Genomic DNA, 19868 nt, shown 5'->3' on the forward strand with positions numbered 1-19868 from the left:
ATTACCAGCGGTAGTTAGCGTTTAGCATCACAGAGCGAGACTGACCGAAGTAACAGTAGTAATCGCAGCCAGAGACAAACTCTTTGTCCAGAATGTTGTTCACATTAAGCTGTGCCTGCCATTGTGAAGAAATGTCATAAGTCACAGATGCGTCCCAAAGTGTCACAGATGGAACCGTTAGATCCGAGCTCGCCGGGTTGTCTTTAGATTCACCCACGTAACGAACACCTGTTCCAACGTTCAGGCCAGGAATTAGGCGGTATGCGCTGTAATCTACCCATGCAGACGCCTGATGCTTAGGAATAAGCCCCGCTTGTTGCGTGCCTTTGCCATAAGTCTCGTCAGTTTCTGCTTTAGTGTAGGTGTAGCTAGCCAGTAATTTAACGTCGTCAGTTAACTGAGCAGTACCTTCAACTTCGACACCAGTTGATGTCACTTCACCAGTCTGAGTTGCCACCCAAGTTGATGGGTTAGTTACCAGTGCATTTTTCTGCGTGATATCGAACCATGCGATGTTAACGAAGCCATCCATAAAGCTCGGTTCATATTTCACACCCACTTCAACTTGCTCACCCTCAAGTGGTTTGTAGAGCTTACCGGTTGCTGTGTCGATGGTGCTGATCACTTCAAACGATTGAGAGTAGTTGGCGTATGGAGAAAGGCCGTTGTCCGCAAGGTACATTAGGCCAGCGCTCAGAGACAGTTCGCCATCATCGCGAGACTCACTCTGATCGACGCTTGCACCTTTACCACTGTTTTCTGTTTTCACCCAATCGTAACGGGCGCCAACATTACCAATCCATTGTTCGTGGAATTTAAGTTGGTATTGCGAGTACACACTGGCCTGATACTTGTCGATCTCGCGTTTAATGTTGTCCGCGGAGTCCAGTGGTGTGTAGTTTCCGTAGCTTGGATTAAATGGGTTTACGGTACCAAATGAATAGTTGTCTTGTTCGTCACCCTTCGTGTTGTGATATTGCAGATCAACACCGACTAAAACTGTATGCTCGGCATTGTCCGTCATCCAGTTACCAACCGCATTGTTGTCGAAGGTGAAACTTTGGTTTTTGCCGTCACGGAATACAATTCCACGATAGTAAAGCGAGTCGTCGTTTAAATCCCAGCCTGGAGATGGCATGCTGTAAACGCTACGCAGAAAGAGCTCGTTAGAACCGTAGTTTGCGTTCTGTGAGAATGTCCAAGTGTCGTTTATATCATGTTCAAGCAAGTAACCAAGTGAGATTTGAGTACGTTCATACTTGTCGTAATCTGGCTCACCTAAGTTAGTTGATGGATCGATCTTGCCGTATTCTGAGTCGACGAGCGTACCTGCAGCTGGGAAGAATGGGTTAGTTGGCACACCATCATCCTTTAGATAGGTCGCCATCAGGGTCAGCATGGTACGATCTGAAACATCGATTTCCAGGCTCGGAGCGATGTAGAAACGTTCATTTTCTGTATCGTCCAGTTCACCATCCTGACTGGTCATCAAGCCAACCAAGCGGTAACGCATCGTACCTGAATCATTAGCTTCGTCAGCAATGTCAAAGCCTATTGACTGATGGTTGTTGTTGCCGACTTCAACCTTTACTTCACCTTGTGGTGTGAACGTTGGCTTTTTCTGAACGGCGTTTACTACGCCACCTGGTGCCGATTCACCGAATAGTATGGCTGATGGGCCTTTTACGACCTCAACACTTTCCAAACCGTATGGTTCAACGAGCCAGGTGTAGTAGCCGTCACGGAACAAACGGTTGCCGTTCAAATAAGTAGCGGCATCGAAGCCACGTACTTTAAACCAATCTGTGTCGTTATCAGCGCCATAAGGTTGAGATGTGACACCTGATGTGTAGCGTAACGCTTCATCTAGCTTTTGTGGTGCGCGAACGCGCAATTCATCTTCAGAGATAATGGAAACGCTGCGTGGTGTTTCTTTGGCTGGCGTTTCGACTTTGAGTGCTTGTGCGGTGACTGTGATGGTTTCCATCTCAGTTGAATCATCTTGTGCGTGTGCCATAAACGAAACCACTGCAGCGGGCGCGATAGCACAAACCAACGCTTTACGAACAGCGATGGTGAGAGAGTTATGATTTGTCATTAATACATTCCCGACAATTATTTTAAACAAAAAGCTTAATTGTAATTATTATCATTTAAACTATTGTTTACGTATTTTACTGACTTTTGCATCAAAAGATAGTAAAACGTCTGCAAATTTGATCGATCTAACCAAAGTAGTTGTTATGTTTAATTGGTTTGAAAAACTAACCCAACCGTTTCCCCTGCATGAAACCGAAAAGCCACCCAAGACCTTGTTTGGCTTTTGCCGTTTTTATACGCGTGGATTTGAAGTGCCGCTTATTATCATGGCGGTGTTTAGTGCGCTGATTGCGATCACTGAAGTCACCCTGTTGCGCTACATGGGTGAGCTAGTCGATATATTGTCTAACCAGGATCGTGCTACTTTCTGGCAAGATCAGGGCGATCAGATGTTGATGATGCTTTTCCTGGTTGTCGTTGTCATGCCGGCATTAGGATTTGTACATTCGATGGTGATGCACCAAACACTGCTGGGTAACTACCCAATGTCGATTCGCTGGCTGATTCACCGTTATTTACTTAAGCAAGCAGTTGGTTTCTTCCAGCGAGATTTTGCAGGCCGAGTTGCAACAAAAGTGATGCAAAGTGCGTTGGCAGTTCGAGAAACGGTGATGAAGCTGCTGGATGTACTGGTCTACATCAGTGTTTATTTTGTGTCGATGATATGGATGATGGGTGAGGCAGACGGTTTGCTCATGCTACCTATCGTTATCTGGCTTGCATTGTATGTACTGATCCAGCTCTACTTCATTCCGAAAATGAAGCGCGTGGCGACTGAGCAGGCGGATGCACGCTCTGTGATGACAGGACGTATTGTCGATTCTTACACCAACATCTCTACGGTTAAGTTGTTTGCCCATTCTCAGCGCGAACTAGAGTATGCAGAAAGCAGCATGAAGCAGTTCCTGGTTACGGTATACCGTCAGATGCGAATGGTGACTTGCTTGCTGTTTAGTGTCGATGCGATCAACTACTTACTGCTGTTGTCTATTGGCGTGATTTCCGTTTATTTATGGCTGGATGCGGCAGTAACGATTGGTGCGATTGCTATCGGTATCAGCATTGCGCTGCGTGTACAGGGCATGTCGAAATGGATCATGTGGGAAGTCAGTACACTGTTTGAAAATATTGGTACTGTTGTAGATGGTATCAGCACGATTTCGAACGACGTTGAAGTGAAAGATGTACCGAATGCAAAGCCGTTGCAAATTCGACAAGGTGAAATCTGCTTCGATCACGTTGGTTTCAACTACAGCGAAGAAAAAGCCGTATTTGACAACCTGAACCTGACGATTAAACCGGGCGAGAAAGTCGGCATTGTTGGGCGTTCTGGTGCGGGTAAGTCAACATTGGTTAACTTGCTATTGCGTTTTTACGACGTGAATACCGGCAAAATCTGTATTGATGGACAGGACATCTCACAGGTAGAGCAAGAGTCTTTGCGTCAGCACATTGGAATGATCACTCAGGATACCTCTTTGCTGCACCGCTCAATCAAAGAAAACATTCTATATGGTGATCCAGCAGCCTCTATGGAATCCGTTATAGCTGCGGCTGAGAAGGCACATGCGCACGAATTTATTCAGACTCTGAAAGATGAGCAAGGTAATGTTGGCTACGATGTTGAAGTTGGTGAGCGTGGTGTAAAACTGTCTGGCGGCCAGCGTCAACGTGTCGCTATTGCGCGTGTACTTCTTAAAAATGCGCCGATTCTCATTATGGATGAAGCAACGTCTGCGCTGGATTCTGAAGTGGAGTCTGCGATTCAAGAAAACCTTGAAGTATTGATGGAAGGGAAGACGGTGATTGCTATTGCTCACCGCTTATCGACGATCGCTGCGATGGACCGTTTAATCGTGATGGATGATGGTCAGGTTATCGAACAAGGCTCGCATCAGGAGCTTCTGCAACTTAACGGAGTTTATGCTCAGTTGTGGAAACACCAGACCGGTGGCTTTCTGACAGAGTAATATTGGGTGATGTGGAATCACATCAATCTCGTGGTTAAAAAGGGAAGCGCAGGCTTCCCTTTTTTATTCCAACAAACATGCAGTGGCACACTATATATCCCGCTGAAGTGGAGCAATTTATGATTCATCTCTATTTTTTATTATTTATAAATTGTCGTTTGACGATGGTTGTCCACAATGGCGGTTATCCACGTGCAACAGAAGATTGCCGGGAATAACAATAATTACAAAGCTGCCATACTGGAAGAAACATGAAAATCAAACCCCTCCCACCTTTAAACAGCCTAGTTGCGTTTGAAGCGTCGGCTCGACATTTGAGCTTTACGCTCGCAGCTGAAGAGCTCAATGTGACTCAAGGCGCAATCAGCCGTCAAATTAGACAATTAGAAGAGTATTTAGGTAAAGCGATGTTCACCCGTGCCAATCGCAGCATCAACCTAACGCCGACAGGTCTGCAATATTATCAATCGATCAGTCAGTCTTTACTCGATATCGCGCAAATCACCGGAGAAGTGAAAAAGTGGCAAGGGGAGCAGAAAATTACCGTCGCTACGACTAATGCAATGGCTGCTCTGTGGCTATTGCCAAAAGTGGCGGAGTTTCAAAATGAGCATGATGATATCGATATACGAATTCTGGCGTCTGATAACGTACTGGATTTAAGACGCCTAGATTGCGATATCGCACTGTTTTACTGCAAAACACCACCCGCCGAAATGGAAGTGACGACACTTTTCTCTGAAGAAGTTTTTCCGGTTTGCAGCCCACTGTATTTAGAAAAGATTGGTCAACCGACTGAGGCTGAAGAGATTTTTAATAAAACGCTTCTTTATCTCGAAGAGTCGCAAAGGGACTGGGTCAATTGGGAGGAGTGGTTTGCAGGCGTAAATTTACCGAATATTGTCCCTCGTAACCGAATGAACATTAATAACTACCCTATGTTGTTGCAAGCAGCCATTAATGGTCAGGGTATTGCCTTAGCTTGGGGCTCATTAGTTGATGACTATTTGCAAAGCGGTGCGTTGGTAAGGCCTGTCGAGCATGTTCTGGCAACACCATCGAATTTCTGTATGTTGGAGCCTAAAGACAGAGGCTTAATCCCAGCGAGTGTGAAACGCTTTCGCGGTTGGTTGTTGCAGCAATTACCGGATGAAGTCGGTGATCGCGGATTAGCCGAAACAGTCGAATCGTCCAATTCTTAGAGACAAAAAGTAGTAGATATAAAAAGTGGGAGCATAACTCCCACTTTTTGTTTTCAGCCCTAAACCACCTACTTCAGTAGGTGGTTATCATTAAACCGACTTTGCTAGGTTAACGCTGGTTTCTGATCAAGCGTTGGATTTTTAGCAGCCGTTGAATCAGCGGTTATGGTTTGCTGAATCGCCGCCTTACTTTCTACAAGTGGCTCTACTGGGCCATCAAGCTTGGTCTCTTCCGGGTGGACGTGTTCTGGTAACATCGCCCAGGGTTTCGGTTCACGTCGAATACTATGAAATAGCGTCAAACTCATTACCGCAATAAATATTGCAATTGGAAAGCCTGCAATGATTGACGCAGTTTGCATTGCTTTCAGTCCTCCTGCGTACAGCAGTACACCAGCTATCGCGGCGATCATTATTCCCCAAAGTACACGAATGGATTTGGGAGGTTCACTGTCACCTGCCGCATCTAAGGTACAAAGAACCAAAGTTCCTGAGTCAGCGGAGGTAATGAAATAGGTACCCAGCAGCAAACACGCTAATACACTCAGTATTTTGCCAAACAGACCGGTATCTAGGTTATCGAACAACGTAAATAATGCGCGAGTGGTATCCGCTTTCGTTGCTTCGAGAATGACTCCGCCCGTAAATGCGTCTGGTGGCGTTTGGCCTGCTTCTTGAGCTGCAACCACTTGAGTTTCATACGCTACGCGAGCATCTTGCTCAACTTTCAGTGCGGCTCCACCGAAAACTGAGATCCATAAGAAAGTGATTAGTGTTGGTACGATTAAAGCGCCACCTATCAGTTCACGGATCGTTCTTCCTTTAGAAATTCGCGCGATGAACATGCCAACAAATGGCGCCCATGTCATCCACCATGGCCAGTAGTATGCTGTCCACCAGTTTTGCCAACCTGAGTCATTTTGGGCGTCACTCCATAAGCTCATGCCAACAATATTTTGCACGTAAAGACCAGTGCTCTCTAAAAGTGTGTTCAGAATGTAGCGTGTTGGACCAATGTAAAGCACAACAAGTACCAGCAGCAAAGAGAGCAACATATTCCATTCAGAAAGACGACGAATTCCTTTACCGACGCCAGACAGAACTGAGGCAACCGCACAGGTACATAAAGAAACGATAATGATCAGTTGAGTGCCTAACCCGATATCTAAACCAAATGTTTGATTTAGCCCCGAGTTGATTTGAATCACGCCCATACCAAGTGTCTGGGAGATACCAAAGGCCGTGACTGCGACAGTAAGAATATCGACAGTGTGGCCGATTGGACCATAAATACGGTTGCCAATCAGGGGGTACAGAATAGATCGTAAGGTAAACGGCAGATCTTTACGGTAGGAAAAGTAGGCCAGAGCAAGCGCAACAATAATAAAAACTGACCAAGGGTGTAGTCCCCAATGGAAGAACGTCAGTTTCATCGATGCCGTGGCAGCCTCATTGGTTAAACCCTGCGTGAAAGGGTTGTCCGCGTAGTGCCACATTGGCTCAGCGACTGACCAGAAGATCAAACCAATCCCCATACCGCCAGAAAACAGCATAGATACCCATGACAGGTAACTGAACTCGGGCTTTTCGTCGTCCTTACCTAATCGAATATGCCCATAGCGGCTAATCATTAAATAGAGCAGAAAACCGACGACTAAAGAAACGAGTCCGATATAAAACCATTTCATATTCTGCAACAGAATACCGGAAATAGATTCGAAATATTGACCCGCTTGGTTAGCTAGAATGGCGCAGAAAAGTACAAAACCGATGACGATGATCTTAGATGCGATCGTCACAGTCGGATTGAGTCCTTTTAGTATCCCTGTTGTTGCTCTCATAGGCGTCCCTCACAGTGTTTTTTGTATGCAGCGTTATCGTTTGTTGTTTTATTGTTAATTTTTCTGGGAGATTAGAGAGAGCTATGCGTTGTTTCAACTGATTAATACTCATCAATTAATGATTTTTAGTCATGCCATTAATATTTGTGCAATTTTTAAAGATGCATTCTTGTCCCAGATCAATGCATGAATGATAAAAACTCATCCATACCCTCCAAAAAAGTCGTTTGTTTGTTGCTGGTTTGTTAATCAAAATCAGCTCCATTGACACAACACGATGTTGTCCGCAATGGATGCAACTCGACTTTCGGAGATAAGAATATGAGCAATGTCAACCAAACCCTAATTCCTGTTGAACTCGTCGATAAGGTTCTTAACCCAATCAGTGAAGCGACTGGGATGCCAAACGATGCCTACATAAATGAAGACTACTTTACGTTTGAACGTGATCAGGTATTTGGTAACACATGGGTATGCATTGGTTTTGCCTCTGACCTTCTTAAAGACGGTTACGTGATGCCGATAGACTTCATGAACCTACCGCTGTTAATGATGAGAAATCGTCAGGGTGAAGTTCAGGTCTTTCATAATGTGTGTAGTCACCGTGGCATGAAGCTAGTACATGAAGCGGGTGAAGTGCAGGGCATGATTCGTTGTCCTTACCACTCATGGACTTACGATCTAGACGGTAACCTAAAAGGTACGCCACATATTGGCGGTATCGCACAGCACAAAGATGACCGCTTCAAGTGCGAAAAGCACGGGTTGAAGCCACTGCGTTCAGCAATTTGGATGGACATGGTGTTCGTAAACCTTTCAGGTGATGCGCCAAGTTTTGAAGAACATATCGCACCGCTAGAGGAACGTTGGAAGCCATTTTTAGGCGAAGACGGTATGGGCCTTTTGCGCCGTGTGAACATGGGCGGCAATCTAGAGATCGAAGTAAACAGTAACTGGAAGCTGGCAGTAGAAAACTACTGTGAAGCCTACCATTTGCCTTGGGTTCACCCGAGCTTGAACAGCTACTCGCGCCTGGAAGATCACTACAACATCATGTTTGAAGAGCGATTTGCAGGCCAAGGCAGCCTTGCTTACAACCTGTCGGATACCGCTGGTACGCATTTGCCTAAGTTCCCTAGCTGGCCAGAAGACAAACTTCGCCATGCAGAATACGTTGCACTATTCCCGAACGTGTTGTTAGGCATTCAGGCTGATCACGCGTTTGCGATGATGATTGAACCAATCAGCGCTGGTAAGAGCATTGAGCATCTGCGTGTTTTCTATGTCGGTGATGAAGCAACCAAAGACGAATTTGCAGCTTGCCGTACTGCCACGGTTGAATCTTGGCGTGTGGTATTCGGCGAGGACATCGGTGCTGTTGAAGGTATGCAGCAAGGTCGTCACTCCCCTGGGTTTGGTGGCGGTGTGTTTTCTCCAGAAATGGATGTCCCAACTCACTTCTTCCAAACATGGTTAGCAAAACAAGTTAAGTCGGCAATGGAGCAGTAGTATGACTCATTACCTAAATTACATTGATGGTGAGTGGTGTGACTCAGAGCAAACCCTCACGGTTATGAACCCAGGTACAGCGGAACCGTACGCGACGATAGCTGAAGCTAATATTGCTGACGCTGATCGTGCGATGGCAGCAGCTCGTCGAGTTGTGAATCAAGGGCTCCTTTCGGATGTTCGTCCAGCAGTAAGAACTGAGTGGATGCTAAAAGCGGCGGCGGCTATTCGTGAAATGGTCGATGAAGGCGGGTTAGTGGCATGTCGTGAAAATGGCAAATCACTACAAGATGCGAAAGATGAATTCATCGAATCGGCACGTTACTTCGAATACTACGCAGGCATGGCGGACAAACTAGAAGGAACTTCAATCCCACTGGGGAAAGATTATGTCGACTTCACTCAATATGTGCCGTTTGGCGTAAGTGTACAGATAGTTCCTTGGAATTTTCCGGTATCCATTTGTGCGCGTTCGCTCGCGCCCGCTTTAGCTGCCGGTAACGCAGTAGTGATTAAATCGCCAGAGATTTCACCACTGGCAATGACCTTACTGATCAAAGCCATCGAAAAAGCCGGTTTTCCGAAAGGCACCATCAACTTGCTTTGTGGTAAAGGCTCTGTGATTGGTAGTCACTTAGTGCAGCACCAGGAGGTCGACCAAATCGTCTTTACTGGTTCGGTTCCAACTGGCCAGCGAATTCTAAAAGATTCAGCGCACAGAGCTACGCCATCGGTAATGGAGCTGGGTGGTAAATCTGCGGCTATCGCGCTGAAAGATGTCAATCTGGACTTACTACTGAAAAGCGTTCAGGTCGGTATCTACTTTAATGCCGGTCAGGTTTGTTCGGCTATGTCTCGATTGCTGGTTCACAAAGACCGCTATGAAGAAGTGAAAGCCGCAGTGGTATCAATGGCTGAAGGACTTTCAATTGGTCAAGGCGAAAGCCAGCCTGATATCACACCGTTGGTTTCTGCTGATCAGCAAGCACGAGTGCTGGAAATGATCGAGCAAGCACGAGCAGATGGCGCGAACATCCTTACAGGTGGTTATGCACCAGATTTGTCTGGCTACTTTGTCGCGCCGACAGTCATTGAAGCCACTCCAGACATGCGTATTGCGCAGGAAGAAGTGTTTGGTCCTGTACTGGTGGTCATGCCATTTGAAACCGAGCAAGAAGCTGTGGCAATGGCCAATGGTACAGAGTTTGGCTTAGTTGCTGGCGTATTTGGTGAGAGCATGAATCAAACCTTGTGCGTTGCTCAACAGCTACGTGGCGGACAAGTGTTCATTAACGAGTGGTTTGCTGGTGGCATAGAAACCCCATTTGGCGGTGTTGGGCTGTCCGGTTTTGGACGAGAAAAAGGGCAAGAAGCGATTTATAGCTATGTCCATACGCGCAACATCGCTATTCGTTTGCAGCAATAGAGCGACGCTTAGCCGACGTGTAACAGATTTCTTCGCCTCACACCTTCTTGGATTTCAGACCACAAGATGGTGTGAGTGCGACGAAACTTTCACTTTTCTATGAGTAAGTAGTGAACAGGCACGGGAAATTGGAACAAGGTAGTTGGAGAAAAAGTGATGAAAAAGTGGCTCTGTATTATTTGTGGCTTAATTTACGATGAAGCACAAGGTTGGCCTGCTGATGGGATTGCTCCAGGAACGGCATGGGAAGATGTGCCGGATGATTGGTTATGCCCAGATTGCTTGGTTGGAAAGGCTGATTTCGAAATGGTTGAAATCACGGGTGATGTGATTGAAGAAGAGGCTGTTGCGCCTGTTTTATCGGGTACGGGTTCAACGCCATTGGATCAACCACTTCCTCCTTCAGTGAGCCAGCCAGTCTTTTCGACGGATCCTATTGTCATTATTGGCAGTGGACATAGTGGTTATCAGTTGGCTTCGGCGCTTCGAGCTCAGTCTGCCAATGTTCCAATTACCGTCTTTACCTGTGACGATGGTGCTCTGTACAGTAAACCAGCGCTTTCGAATGCTCTGGCAATGGGCAAAAACGGTGATGCATTGCAAACGGAAAGTGCATTGGAGTGGGAGCATCGTTTAAATATTCGAGTTTACCCACATACCCGTGTCGAGCATATTGATCGCGCTAACTCAACATTACACACATCGATTGGTCAGTACCGTTATAGCCGCCTGGTGCTAGCGACGGGAGCATCACCTATTGAAATTCCTATTGAAGGTGACCGTTCGTACATGGTTAGCGTCAATGATCTGGTCGATTACCGTCGTTTTAGATCTCAACTTGAAGGCAAAAAGCGCATCGCTATTCTGGGTGATGGCTTAATTGGCTGTGAGTTTGCTAACGACCTGATTGAAAATGGTTTTGAAGTCAGTGTCATTGGTTTAGGGCAGTGGCCAATGGAGCGCATGATCCCACAGCCGTTGGGCGAATCACTACAAAATGCCCTAAGTGAACGTGGCGTACAGTGGTTACTGCAAGACAGCATTGCGAAAATTGAGCCAATGGCTGACACCAGCGCGGAACTCCATCTGACGAGCGGGAAAAAGATCACCGCGGACTTGGTCCTTAGTGCTGTGGGGCTTAAACCTAATGTTTCTCTGGCTGAGCAAGCAGGGCTGGAAATTGGCCGCGGCGTTAAAGTAAACCAATTTGCCCAGACAAGTGATGAAAACATTTACTCGTTAGGGGACTGTGTTGAAACCGAACAAGGCTGGCAGCCATATATTGCGCCTATCAACCAAATGATTCCGTCTCTGGCGAAGAGCCTATTGGGTGAAATGACGCCTATCACGTTAACGCCAACACCAGTGATTGTGAAAACACCGATTCTTCCGTTGACCATCTTCCCTGTCTCACCTAATGCACAAGGACAGTGGCACATAGAAAAGCAAGGTGAGGAATTAACAGCAGCGTGTTACTCGGTGGAAGGTTCAATGATTGGATTTGCGCTACTAGGTCGAAAAGTCCAGTCTCTGCGCTCGCCTTGGCTCGAACAATTATCACTAAAACAATCTGCGGCGTAACGGAGGCCGATAATGATTCATTTACCAAACGATGATGCAACATGTGGCTGGTATCATGCGCTACCAAACACGCCAGCAAAACCTCCGTTGCAAGGGAATACAAATGCAGATTACGTGGTATTGGGCGCTGGGTTTGCGGGTCTTGCGATGGCGAGACGTTTAGCTGAGCATGAACCTGATGCACGAATTCTCTTGATTGATGCGCAGCGCATAGGTCAGGGAGCCTCCGGGAGAAATTCTGGATTTGTGATCGACTTACCGCATAAGTTTTCTTTAGAGCATCCGGACCCAGCTCATAAGCAGAAGTTACTGGCGTTAAACCGTTCTGCGATCGGTCAATTAGATTGTTTGATCAGCAAATACAATATTGATTGCCAGTGGTCAGCAAAAGGTAAATATCAGGGCGCGGTTGGAGAAAGGGGCGAGGCTTATCTCGATCACTTTGAGCACTTGATGAAAGACTTGGGCGAACCGTATTTCCACGTGGATCGAGCAGAACTTGCAAAAGTACTCGGTACAAATTATTACAGCCGAGCCATTTACACTCCTGGTGGCTATTTAATGCAGCCAGCAGCACTAGTTCACGGCTTGGGTGAGAGCTTGCCTGATAACGTAGAAGTGCTAGAAAACTCTCCTATTCGCCGCCTGAGTAAAGAGAATGACAATTGGGTGTTGCATGGCGATAAAGGTTCAGTTCGCACACCAGAATTGTTACTAGGAACCAGCATTTTTACTCGAGAGTTTGGCTACCTGAAAAATCGACTGCTTCCGGTGATGACGTTCGCGAGTTGGACTCGTCCTCTGACGGACGCCGAAATGCAGCGTTATGGTGGTGAACTGAACTGGGGGCTGACTCCGGCTGACCATGCGGGGACGACGCTTCGTATGACAGCGGATCGCCGAATACTGATTCGTAATACTTACAAACACGTACCTAAGTATGGCTCAAGTGTGAGTGACAAAATGAGGCAGAGTATTCAAGAAGATCATCGTCAAGTGTTCTTGGCCCGTTATCCAGAACTTGCCGATGTACCTTTTACTCACACGTGGGGTGGTGTTTATGCCATCTCTCGAAATTTCACCAATTTCTTTGGTCAGCTCGACAAAGGGGTGTATGCCAGTGCTTGTGACAATGGCGTTGGGGCCGCATGGGGAACGGTTTCCGGCACTTTACTTGCTGATTATGCAGTAGGGGCGACCTCCAAACTTCTGGATGACATTCAACAAGTAACCGGTATGCCTAGCCTGAATCCGCCAGAGCCGTTTTTGGGTATGGGAGTGAGGAGTCGTATTCAATTAGCTAAGTGGCAAAGCCGGAGTGAATTATGAAGCAAGTAAAACTCGTAGATAGCAAAACACTCGACTTCAACGTGCGCGGTGATACCCCTGGCATGGCTTATGTAGCAAGAGCGCTCAGCCCTGAGATTTCACCAAATATTGGTGTTGGATTTGCTAAGTGGGAAGGCGCAGAAGTTGCGTGGACAGTACTTTATGATGAAGTGGTTTTCGTCATAGAAGGGTGTTTTGAACTGACCGCAAATGGAGAAACCCATTTTGTTCGCCCCGGACAAATGCTTTGGATTCCTGAAGGTACCGAGTTAGTTTATGGCGGACATGCGTTATTTGGTTATGTTGTACACCCGGGAAACTGGAAGGAACTGCACGGTATCGAATAACACGAGCAGAGGTTTGTAGGCATGACTTTTCCTGTTTTTAGACTGCTAAACTGAGAACTAACATTGAGTTTCGATTAAAAAGGGAAGCCTTAGCTTCCCTTAAATCTTTACATCACGCTAGGGCACAAGATTTTATTTGAATTCAAACTTGCCTTGCATGACTGCCCAGTGGCCAGGGAATGAACAGAAGAAAGAGTAGTCACCGCCCGCGGTCATTTTTTCTGTGCTGAAAGTGATACTTGTACTTTCGCCGCCACCAACGACGTCGGTGTGAGCATAGACACGCTCGTCATCAGGCTTCACGTAGTTATTATCCGCACCTGCGTTCATGCCATCGGTGCCGACGGCTTGAATGTTCGCTGTATCTGCAATAACAACGTTGTGACCCATTGACTGAGCTGGCATTTTACCAGTGTGGTTCAGAGTCAACGTTACTTCGCTACACGTTGCCGGAACACTCAGAGTTTTGGTAGAAAACTGCATCATATCGTTAGCATCCAGAGATACTTCACACTCGGCACTGGCTTGTGCGCCAAAGCTTACTCCAACAAGTGCAAAGGTTGCTGCTAATAAACGTAAAGACATATAACACTCTCCATTTTATATTTTTGGCTGACTGGTTTCATATGAACCAATAGTTCTCATTATCAACGAGTTAATATCGTAAAACTGTGCTGTGAGCGGTACGTTGACACTTTGTTGCAAACTTATACTCATTCATCTCTATGATTGATCACATGACGCATTGCGAGTGGAAAATGCACAAAATAAGAGACAGATAAAAAATAGCAGGCGATTTGGTATTAAGCGAAAAATGAAAAAGCTCAACCATTAGGCTGAGCTTATTGTGAAGAGCAGGTGTGTTATCGAGTTTGTTTCAATTCTTTCAGAACATCGTGTAGCGAAGGGACGATAGAATGACCGAATTGGCGTACTTCGTCACATGGCTCTACCAAATCTGGGATCTGATAAGTCGACATATTTGCGGCGACAGCGGCACGCACACCATTGTTGGAATCTTCAAAAGCCAGGCACTTAGTCGGTTCAACATTCAGTCTGTTGGCAGCAAGTAAGTAGATTTCCGGGTCAGGTTTACCATTGCTTACTTCACAACCTGTCGTCAGGTTGTCGATATATTTGCTCAATCCTGCCAGTTCAAGTTTGATCTTAGCGACATCCTTAGCTGTCGATGTCGCAACGGCGATAGGTAAACTCTGCTCTTTCAGCCATTCTAGCAGTTCAACGACGCCCTCTTTTACAGGAATCGCCTGGTGCTTGACTACAGCGTTGTAACGGGTTCGCCATTCTTGATGCAGGCGGTCCAGATCATTTCCATAAGCTTTGCGGAAAATGGCTTCAATACCTGCGGCATTACGCCCAATGATTGACAGGTATACTTCTTTGTAAAAAGGAAGTTGTTGTACTTCGCAGGCTTCTTGGAACACGCGCATACAGACACGCTCAGTATCAAGAAGCAAACCGTCCATATCAAAAATAGCAGCGTGATAATTCATTACTTTGCCGGTTTGTTGAGTGATGGGGTATTCTGACATAAGTCACACTTTATTTCTCGCGAATTTAAACTGGTCGCGTGTTTACAGCATTGATTCTGTCCTTCAATCATGCAGTTTCCTTTGTGAAAATCAGAGATAAATTACGAGTAAAAAGCAGAATTCTTTAGTAGCATGTTACAAAAGATTTAAATTCAGTTGATTAGGGAAGCAGGCAATGGAAAAACAACGTGTAGCATTTATTGGTTTGGGTGTAATGGGCTACCCAATGGCAGGCTATTTAAGTAAAGCTGGCTACGAAACCAAAGTATACAACCGCACAAAAGCAAAAGCTGACCAGTGGGCAGAAGAATACAACGGTGTTGCCTGTGAAACACCTGCACAAGCGGCAGAAGGATGTGACATCGTATTTACTTGCGTAGGCAATGATGATGACGTTCGTAGTGTGGTTTATGGCGAAGAAGGGCTTCTGGTTGGTCTTAAGCCGGGCGCGGTATTAGTCGATCACACCACGACTTCCGCAGATTTGGCTGTCGAACTGGCGGACGCTTGCACTAAGGTTGGTAATCATTTTATCGATGCCCCAGTTTCTGGTGGTCAGGCGGGTGCTGAAAATGGTGTTCTAACCATTATGTGTGGCGGTGATTCGAATGTCTTTGAACAGGTTTCGCCTGCGATGGACGTCTACGCAAAACAAATTACGTTGCTGGGTGAGAATGGCCAGGGGCAACGATGCAAAATGGTCAATCAAATTTGCATTGCCGGCGTACTGCAAGGCTTGAGTGAAGCTCTGCTACTGGCTCAAAAATCTGGTTTAGATATTGAACAAGTTGTCGAAACACTGAAACATGGTGCCGCTGGGTCATGGCAAATGGAAAACCGTGCCAAGACCATGGCGCAAGATAAATTCGACTTTGGCTTTGCGATTGACTGGATGCGCAAAGATCTTGGGTTCTGCATTAAAGAAGCTGAGCGTGTTGGTTTACAGCTTCCGTTAACCCAAATGGTTGATCAACAATACGCAGACCTACAGCTTGACGGTCTTGGGCGTATGGATACCTCGGTACTTATCAAAGCCGTGGCTAAAAGTTAGGGTCTGTTGACCTTTCGAGCTGATTTTTGCAGCAGTTTGTGGGTTCTTTATGCAAGGCAGAGGCTTTGAAATGTAGTTTACCTACCTGATAAGCCGATAACGTAGTAGAAAGGAGCCACAAACGCTGCCCGAAGGGTTCGGCTAAAAGCATTTTACTCTTTGTTGAGAGGTGTTTTGCTTAGAATTACTAGGCTACAAACCTCTCGCCGCGATTAAAATGCTTTTATCTCGAACAAAATTTAACCACGAAAGGTTAACAGACCCTAGTAATAGATAAACAACTCTTGAGTATCGAAGAGCTTAAAGAAGTCGAAGCTAATCATACTTATCTCCTTACGAATTAGAGGTGCGTAATGCGCCTCTTTTTATTGGTATTAACTCAGGGCTTGTAGGGAAGATTATTATGGATAGATTCTGGTGGAAAGCGGATTGTACTTATTGAATTGATAGTCGGTGACTATGTTCCAGAACTGGATGAAATCAGAAAAGTACTACGTTGAACGGCTTGAATTTAAGAGTGAAATGGATGTTGAAGCGTAAGGGTAGCCAGTTGCTAAAAACGAGTGCTTGATTCAGAGAGCTGTTGCTTTTGTGAGGCAATGCGTTTCTGTTAACCAAGCATCTCGTGATGATTGATTTTGAGCCTGTTAGGTGTGTCGCTTACACCAAAAGGCCAAAGTTAAGCGTATTTGACTTCGAGCTGTTCTGCTTTTGAGAACCCCTCGTGAGTGGCAAGTTGGTTTCCATAACTTTCAATATTAGGGAAATGTTTGCTCATGCCAAACTTATGTACCAATTCCACTATGAAAGACATCATGATGTCTGCTCCGGTTAAGCGCTCCTCTACCAGATAGGTTTTCTCTTCCAAAGCTTGCTCGAAGTAATTCAAAACACTCATGGTTTCTTTATCTGCGTAGCCTGATAAGAACTCTGTTTGAGTTGGTTCTTTGCTTACAAAGACTTTCAGCAATATTGGTAAAATCGCCGAGCTTTCAGCAAAGTGCATCCACTGCAAGTACTGCGTATGAGCTTTCGTTCCGCGTTCTGGAGCAAGTTGACCATCGCCGTATTTTTCGATCAGATACTCTGTAATTGCGCCTGACTCAATGATGATTTCACCGTCATCTTCCAGAACTGGTGACTTGCCTAGTGGATGTACGCTTTTAAGCTCTGGAGGAGCCAAAAAAGTCACTCTGTCACGTATATACGGTACGACTTCATAGTCTACATTGAGCTCTTCGAGTAACCAGATAATGCGTTTCGAGCGAGACTGATTGAGATGGTGAAGTTTAATCATTCTTTATCCTATATTTACAGAGGGGTGTTTACCTGTACAACAACTTTGCCGAAGTTTTTCCCTTCGAGCAGACCGATGAACGCATCAGGTGCATTTTCCAGGCCTTGTACGACTTGTTCACGGTATTGGATCTTTCCTTCTGCCAACCACTGGTTCATGTCTTGCGCAAATTCATCGTAACGGTGTCCGTAGTCATCAAAAATGATGAATCCTTGAACTTTGATTCTCTTTGTCAGAATGTTAACCATCAGTAGTGGCAGGTGGTCTGTGCCTTGTGGAAGCTCGGTCGCATTGTATTGAGAAATCAAACCACATACAGGAATACGGGCGTTTGTATTAAGCAGCGGAAGTACCGCATCGAATACCTTGCCGCCTACGTTTTCGAAGTAGACATCGATGCCATTGTCACATGCATTTTTCAATTGTTGCGCGAAATCGTCGGCTTTATGATCAATACACTCATCGAAGCCCAACTCTTCTTTTGCATAGCGACATTTCTCTTCACCACCGGCAATACCGACTACGCGACAGCCTTTAAGTTTTGCAATTTGACCGACCGTTGAGCCAACGGGGCCGGTTGCCGAAGCAACGACGATAGTTTCCCCTGGTTTTGGCTGGCCGATATCAAGCAATCCCATGTATGCCGTAAAGCCAGGCATACCTGCTACGCCTAGTGCATACGAAGGGTTTTGTGGATTTTTACCCAGCTTGATGACCATTTCGCCTGTTGAAATCGCGTAGTCTTGCCAACCCACAGTGTAAGCGAGTACCCATTCACCCGCCTCGTAATCTGGGTGGTTTGATACTTCAACCTGACACACGGTTCCTGCAACCATGACGTCGTTAATTGCAACAGGGGCCGCGTAAGATTCCGCATCACTCATACGACCGCGCATATAAGGGTCGAGTGATAGGTAAACGGCTCTTAACAACATTTCACCATCTTTTGGTACTGGCTTTGCCACTTCTTCCAGTCTAAAGTTTTCAGTTGTTGGTGCGCCGTGTGGACGTGATGCAAGTACGATTCTGCGGTTAAGTGCGTCTGTCATGTTATTTTCACCTTAGATTAGACCGGTCGTCTAGTTTTTGTTGCAAAATATCCCGCTCTGAGAGCGGGAAAGTATTTTGTGTCTGTTTAAGGCTAGCCTAAAACAGACACTTATAGGGTTGTTCTCTTACTGCGTTGAAGCCACTTACGATAAAGTGCGTGTATTCTGCAATAGATCTTGAGTATAGGTCAGACTCTGCGTCAGTGCCGTCTGATCTTGATACAGCTTGTTGAGTAAGCTTGCACCATTCCAAAGGTAGTAAAGTTGTCTTGCTAACAAAGCACTGTCACCGTTTGCAATCGATCCGTCTTGAATACCAACATCAATACAGTCCGCGATGGCTTGAATTGATATGTCGGCTCCACGACGCAGTGCAAGTCGCATTGGTTCGGAAAGGTCAGAAACTTCCGCGCTAAGTTTGACTAACAGACATCTATTTGAATTACATACGTGATCTTCAACTTTGGCCAACTCCTCAAAGTAGCTCATCAGACGTTGGTATCCGTTGCGATCAGTATTAGTAAAGAGCTCATCTAACTTGTGGAAATAGCGATCGAAGTAAGCCTCAATCAAAGCCTCACCAAACTGCTCTTTGGATTTAAAGTAATGATAAAACGAGCCCTTTGGCACTGCTGCCGTTTTTAGAAGCTCGGAAAGTCCAACGCTCGTAAAGCCTCGGGTTACGATTAACTCGTATCCGACCTCGAGAATGTGTTGGCGTGTGTCGTTAGTCTTAGCGTTCATGGGACGTACTATAGTTAAAACTAGACCAATCGTCTAGTTTGTTTTGAGCAACTCGTATTCAATAACGAAAAGTGTGTCAGTATCTGGGTAAATCTCCCTAATCAGCTGCTTTAACTTTGGTAACTCCATGGCTTCTTGTTCAGCATGGAACTCATTGATTTCATCAAAGTTAAGTGGATTTACCGACAGGATCTTGATGTCACAGACCTTGCGGTTAGTCTCTAAAGTAAAGACTTCCACTTCGGTATTTGGGATGTAGTGACTTTCTGACTTATCTCGTATCGTGATGGTTTTTTTGCCTGATGTGATCAAAGGGGTCAGAAATTCAAAAAAGGTGATGGTTGTTGGATGAGATGACATGCAGCACTCGCTTCTCAAGGTTATGTAAATGCATTATATAGCGATACCTGAATAACCTCGAGGTGCTTATTTCAGTGCACGTTGCTTATTAACCCTTAGTTGGCTAAAACCGACAGCTTAGTGATTTCGTATGCTAAGCCATACCTTAGCGGCAAAGTAACCAAGTAACATGCCGCTCCAGTTGGTACTGAGATCCGCAACGCTGAATGTGCGGTTGGGGATAAAAAGCTGACTAAACTCCTCGAGTGAAATTATTAACAGCAGACACAGCAAAAGTCGAATTCCAAAAGTATCTGCTTTGTTTGGTCTGGCATGGCGGGGAAATGCAAATACGGCACAGAGGCCAATCAGCAGACTGAAGGTAAAGTGGAGCGTCGTTGATCCGCCGACATAGTGCTCCATATTGAGATAGGTCGCATGACTCAAATCGGAACTTTTCCATAAGGAAAGGATGACGGTCAGTAGTGATACGAAGCCAAAACTGATGCGCGCAATCATAGATGACATAA

At 45.8% G+C, this 19868-nt stretch carries 17 protein-coding genes and 1 pseudogene; 9 read left to right on the top strand and 9 right to left on the bottom strand.

The genetic code is table 11. From position 1 onward, the window contains the following. Position 1: 1 nt before the first annotated feature. The gene (locus tag DBX26_RS22280; RefSeq protein ID WP_118120920.1) at positions 2 to 2098 is read right to left on the bottom strand and encodes a TonB-dependent siderophore receptor; all 2097 of its coding nucleotides are present in this window, start codon (positions 2096 to 2098) and stop codon (positions 2 to 4) included. A 145-nt stretch (positions 2099 to 2243) separates the two neighbouring features. Here DBX26_RS22280 and DBX26_RS22285 point away from each other — a divergent pair, with 145 nt between their 5' ends. After that, positions 2244 to 4070 (top strand): ABC transporter ATP-binding protein, encoded by a 1827-nt coding sequence (locus DBX26_RS22285; protein ID WP_065301535.1) that lies wholly within the window; start codon positions 2244 to 2246, stop codon positions 4068 to 4070. 251 nt (positions 4071 to 4321) lie between these two features. Beyond that, positions 4322 to 5272, top strand: coding sequence for a LysR substrate-binding domain-containing protein (locus DBX26_RS22290; protein ID WP_118120921.1), 951 nt, complete (start codon positions 4322 to 4324; stop codon positions 5270 to 5272). Positions 5273 to 5376: 104 nt separating this feature from the next. On the opposite strand, the gene DBX26_RS22295 is transcribed toward DBX26_RS22290, so the two are convergent. Beyond that, the gene (locus DBX26_RS22295) at positions 5377 to 7113 is read right to left on the bottom strand and encodes a BCCT family transporter (protein ID WP_118120922.1); all 1737 of its coding nucleotides are present in this window, start codon (positions 7111 to 7113) and stop codon (positions 5377 to 5379) included. A 321-nt stretch (positions 7114 to 7434) separates the two neighbouring features. Here DBX26_RS22295 and DBX26_RS22300 point away from each other — a divergent pair, with 321 nt between their 5' ends. The 6 genes and pseudogenes from DBX26_RS22300 to DBX26_RS22320 all read left to right on the top strand — a co-directional run bounded on the left by DBX26_RS22300 (position 7435) and on the right by DBX26_RS22320 (position 13305). After that, positions 7435 to 8622: an aromatic ring-hydroxylating dioxygenase subunit alpha gene (locus DBX26_RS22300; protein ID WP_014234888.1), complete on the top strand. Its 1188-nt coding sequence runs from the start codon at positions 7435 to 7437 to the stop codon at positions 8620 to 8622. 1 nt (position 8623) lies between these two features. Beyond that, positions 8624 to 10048 (top strand): aldehyde dehydrogenase family protein, encoded by a 1425-nt coding sequence (locus DBX26_RS22305; protein WP_118120923.1) that lies wholly within the window; start codon positions 8624 to 8626, stop codon positions 10046 to 10048. 156 nt (positions 10049 to 10204) lie between these two features. Further along, positions 10205 to 10366: pseudogene (locus tag DBX26_RS25675) on the top strand (rubredoxin); the annotation flags it as partial. Continuing rightward, positions 10355 to 11629: an NAD(P)/FAD-dependent oxidoreductase gene (locus DBX26_RS22310; protein ID WP_254063626.1), complete on the top strand. Its 1275-nt coding sequence runs from the start codon at positions 10355 to 10357 to the stop codon at positions 11627 to 11629. The pseudogene DBX26_RS25675 and the gene DBX26_RS22310, both read left to right, overlap by 12 nt. A gap of 12 nt (positions 11630 to 11641) precedes the next feature. Then, complete coding sequence (locus DBX26_RS22315) at positions 11642 to 12958, top strand: FAD-binding oxidoreductase (protein ID WP_118120925.1); 1317 nt, start codon at positions 11642 to 11644, stop codon at positions 12956 to 12958. Continuing rightward, on the top strand, positions 12955 to 13305 hold the full coding sequence (locus DBX26_RS22320) for a cupin domain-containing protein (protein WP_014234884.1): 351 nt from the start codon (positions 12955 to 12957) through the stop codon (positions 13303 to 13305). The genes DBX26_RS22315 and DBX26_RS22320 overlap by 4 nt, the downstream gene beginning before the upstream one ends. A gap of 132 nt (positions 13306 to 13437) precedes the next feature. Here the strand turns inward: DBX26_RS22320 and azu are convergent, their stop codons facing one another. Together azu and DBX26_RS22330 are read right to left on the bottom strand one after the other, a co-directional pair. Next, a complete protein-coding gene (azu, locus tag DBX26_RS22325) occupies positions 13438 to 13890 on the bottom strand; it encodes an azurin (protein ID WP_020335439.1) in 453 nt (150 codons plus the stop codon). A 278-nt stretch (positions 13891 to 14168) separates the two neighbouring features. Next, positions 14169 to 14819 carry an HAD family phosphatase gene (locus DBX26_RS22330; RefSeq protein WP_014234882.1) on the bottom strand — a complete coding sequence of 217 codons (651 nt, stop codon included), beginning with the start codon at positions 14817 to 14819 and terminating at the stop codon, positions 14169 to 14171. A 214-nt stretch (positions 14820 to 15033) separates the two neighbouring features. Here DBX26_RS22330 and DBX26_RS22335 point away from each other — a divergent pair, with 214 nt between their 5' ends. Beyond that, a complete protein-coding gene (locus DBX26_RS22335; protein WP_118120926.1) occupies positions 15034 to 15909 on the top strand; it encodes an NAD(P)-dependent oxidoreductase in 876 nt (291 codons plus the stop codon). A 679-nt stretch (positions 15910 to 16588) separates the two neighbouring features. Here DBX26_RS22335 and DBX26_RS22345 read toward each other — a convergent pair. The 5 genes from DBX26_RS22345 to DBX26_RS22365 all read right to left on the bottom strand — a co-directional run bounded on the left by DBX26_RS22345 (position 16589) and on the right by DBX26_RS22365 (position 19866). Next, on the bottom strand, positions 16589 to 17206 hold the full coding sequence (locus DBX26_RS22345) for a glutathione S-transferase family protein (protein WP_118120927.1): 618 nt from the start codon (positions 17204 to 17206) through the stop codon (positions 16589 to 16591). 14 nt (positions 17207 to 17220) lie between these two features. Continuing rightward, positions 17221 to 18255, bottom strand: a complete 1035-nt coding sequence (locus tag DBX26_RS22350; RefSeq protein WP_118120928.1) for an NADP-dependent oxidoreductase — start codon at positions 18253 to 18255, stop codon at positions 17221 to 17223. 144 nt (positions 18256 to 18399) lie between these two features. Then, a complete protein-coding gene (locus tag DBX26_RS22355; RefSeq protein WP_118120929.1) occupies positions 18400 to 18999 on the bottom strand; it encodes a TetR/AcrR family transcriptional regulator in 600 nt (199 codons plus the stop codon). Between the two features lie 33 nt (positions 19000 to 19032). Further along, entirely contained in the window at positions 19033 to 19359 is a 327-nt protein-coding gene (gene yqfB / locus DBX26_RS22360) for a N(4)-acetylcytidine aminohydrolase (RefSeq protein WP_118120930.1), read from the bottom strand. A 117-nt stretch (positions 19360 to 19476) separates the two neighbouring features. Beyond that, positions 19477 to 19866: a VanZ family protein gene (locus DBX26_RS22365; protein ID WP_020335431.1), complete on the bottom strand. Its 390-nt coding sequence runs from the start codon at positions 19864 to 19866 to the stop codon at positions 19477 to 19479. Positions 19867 to 19868 lie beyond the last annotated feature (2 nt).

Source organism: Vibrio sp. dhg (assembly GCF_003443775.1).
Classification (GTDB): domain Bacteria; phylum Pseudomonadota; class Gammaproteobacteria; order Enterobacterales; family Vibrionaceae; genus Vibrio; species Vibrio natriegens.

What these genes read in the sequence shown, in the direction of transcription:
- DBX26_RS22280 (WP_118120920.1), bottom strand. Translation starts at nt 2,098, where the DNA reads ATGACAAATCATAACTCTCTCACCATCGCTGTTCGTAAAGCGTTGGTT.
- DBX26_RS22285 (WP_065301535.1), top strand. Translation starts at nt 2,244, where the DNA reads ATGTTTAATTGGTTTGAAAAACTAACCCAACCGTTTCCCCTGCATGAA.
- DBX26_RS22290 (WP_118120921.1), top strand. Translation starts at nt 4,322, where the DNA reads ATGAAAATCAAACCCCTCCCACCTTTAAACAGCCTAGTTGCGTTTGAA.
- DBX26_RS22295 (WP_118120922.1), bottom strand. Translation starts at nt 7,113, where the DNA reads ATGAGAGCAACAACAGGGATACTAAAAGGACTCAATCCGACTGTGACG.
- DBX26_RS22300 (WP_014234888.1), top strand. Translation starts at nt 7,435, where the DNA reads ATGAGCAATGTCAACCAAACCCTAATTCCTGTTGAACTCGTCGATAAG.
- DBX26_RS22305 (WP_118120923.1), top strand. Translation starts at nt 8,624, where the DNA reads ATGACTCATTACCTAAATTACATTGATGGTGAGTGGTGTGACTCAGAG.
- DBX26_RS22310 (WP_254063626.1), top strand. Translation starts at nt 10,355, where the DNA reads ATGGTTGAAATCACGGGTGATGTGATTGAAGAAGAGGCTGTTGCGCCT.
- DBX26_RS22315 (WP_118120925.1), top strand. Translation starts at nt 11,642, where the DNA reads ATGATTCATTTACCAAACGATGATGCAACATGTGGCTGGTATCATGCG.
- DBX26_RS22320 (WP_014234884.1), top strand. Translation starts at nt 12,955, where the DNA reads ATGAAGCAAGTAAAACTCGTAGATAGCAAAACACTCGACTTCAACGTG.
- azu (WP_020335439.1), bottom strand. Translation starts at nt 13,890, where the DNA reads ATGTCTTTACGTTTATTAGCAGCAACCTTTGCACTTGTTGGAGTAAGC.
- DBX26_RS22330 (WP_014234882.1), bottom strand. Translation starts at nt 14,819, where the DNA reads ATGAATTATCACGCTGCTATTTTTGATATGGACGGTTTGCTTCTTGAT.
- DBX26_RS22335 (WP_118120926.1), top strand. Translation starts at nt 15,034, where the DNA reads ATGGAAAAACAACGTGTAGCATTTATTGGTTTGGGTGTAATGGGCTAC.
- DBX26_RS22345 (WP_118120927.1), bottom strand. Translation starts at nt 17,206, where the DNA reads ATGATTAAACTTCACCATCTCAATCAGTCTCGCTCGAAACGCATTATC.
- DBX26_RS22350 (WP_118120928.1), bottom strand. Translation starts at nt 18,255, where the DNA reads ATGACAGACGCACTTAACCGCAGAATCGTACTTGCATCACGTCCACAC.
- DBX26_RS22355 (WP_118120929.1), bottom strand. Translation starts at nt 18,999, where the DNA reads ATGAACGCTAAGACTAACGACACACGCCAACACATTCTCGAGGTCGGA.
- yqfB (WP_118120930.1), bottom strand. Translation starts at nt 19,359, where the DNA reads ATGTCATCTCATCCAACAACCATCACCTTTTTTGAATTTCTGACCCCT.
- DBX26_RS22365 (WP_020335431.1), bottom strand. Translation starts at nt 19,866, where the DNA reads ATGTCATCTATGATTGCGCGCATCAGTTTTGGCTTCGTATCACTACTG.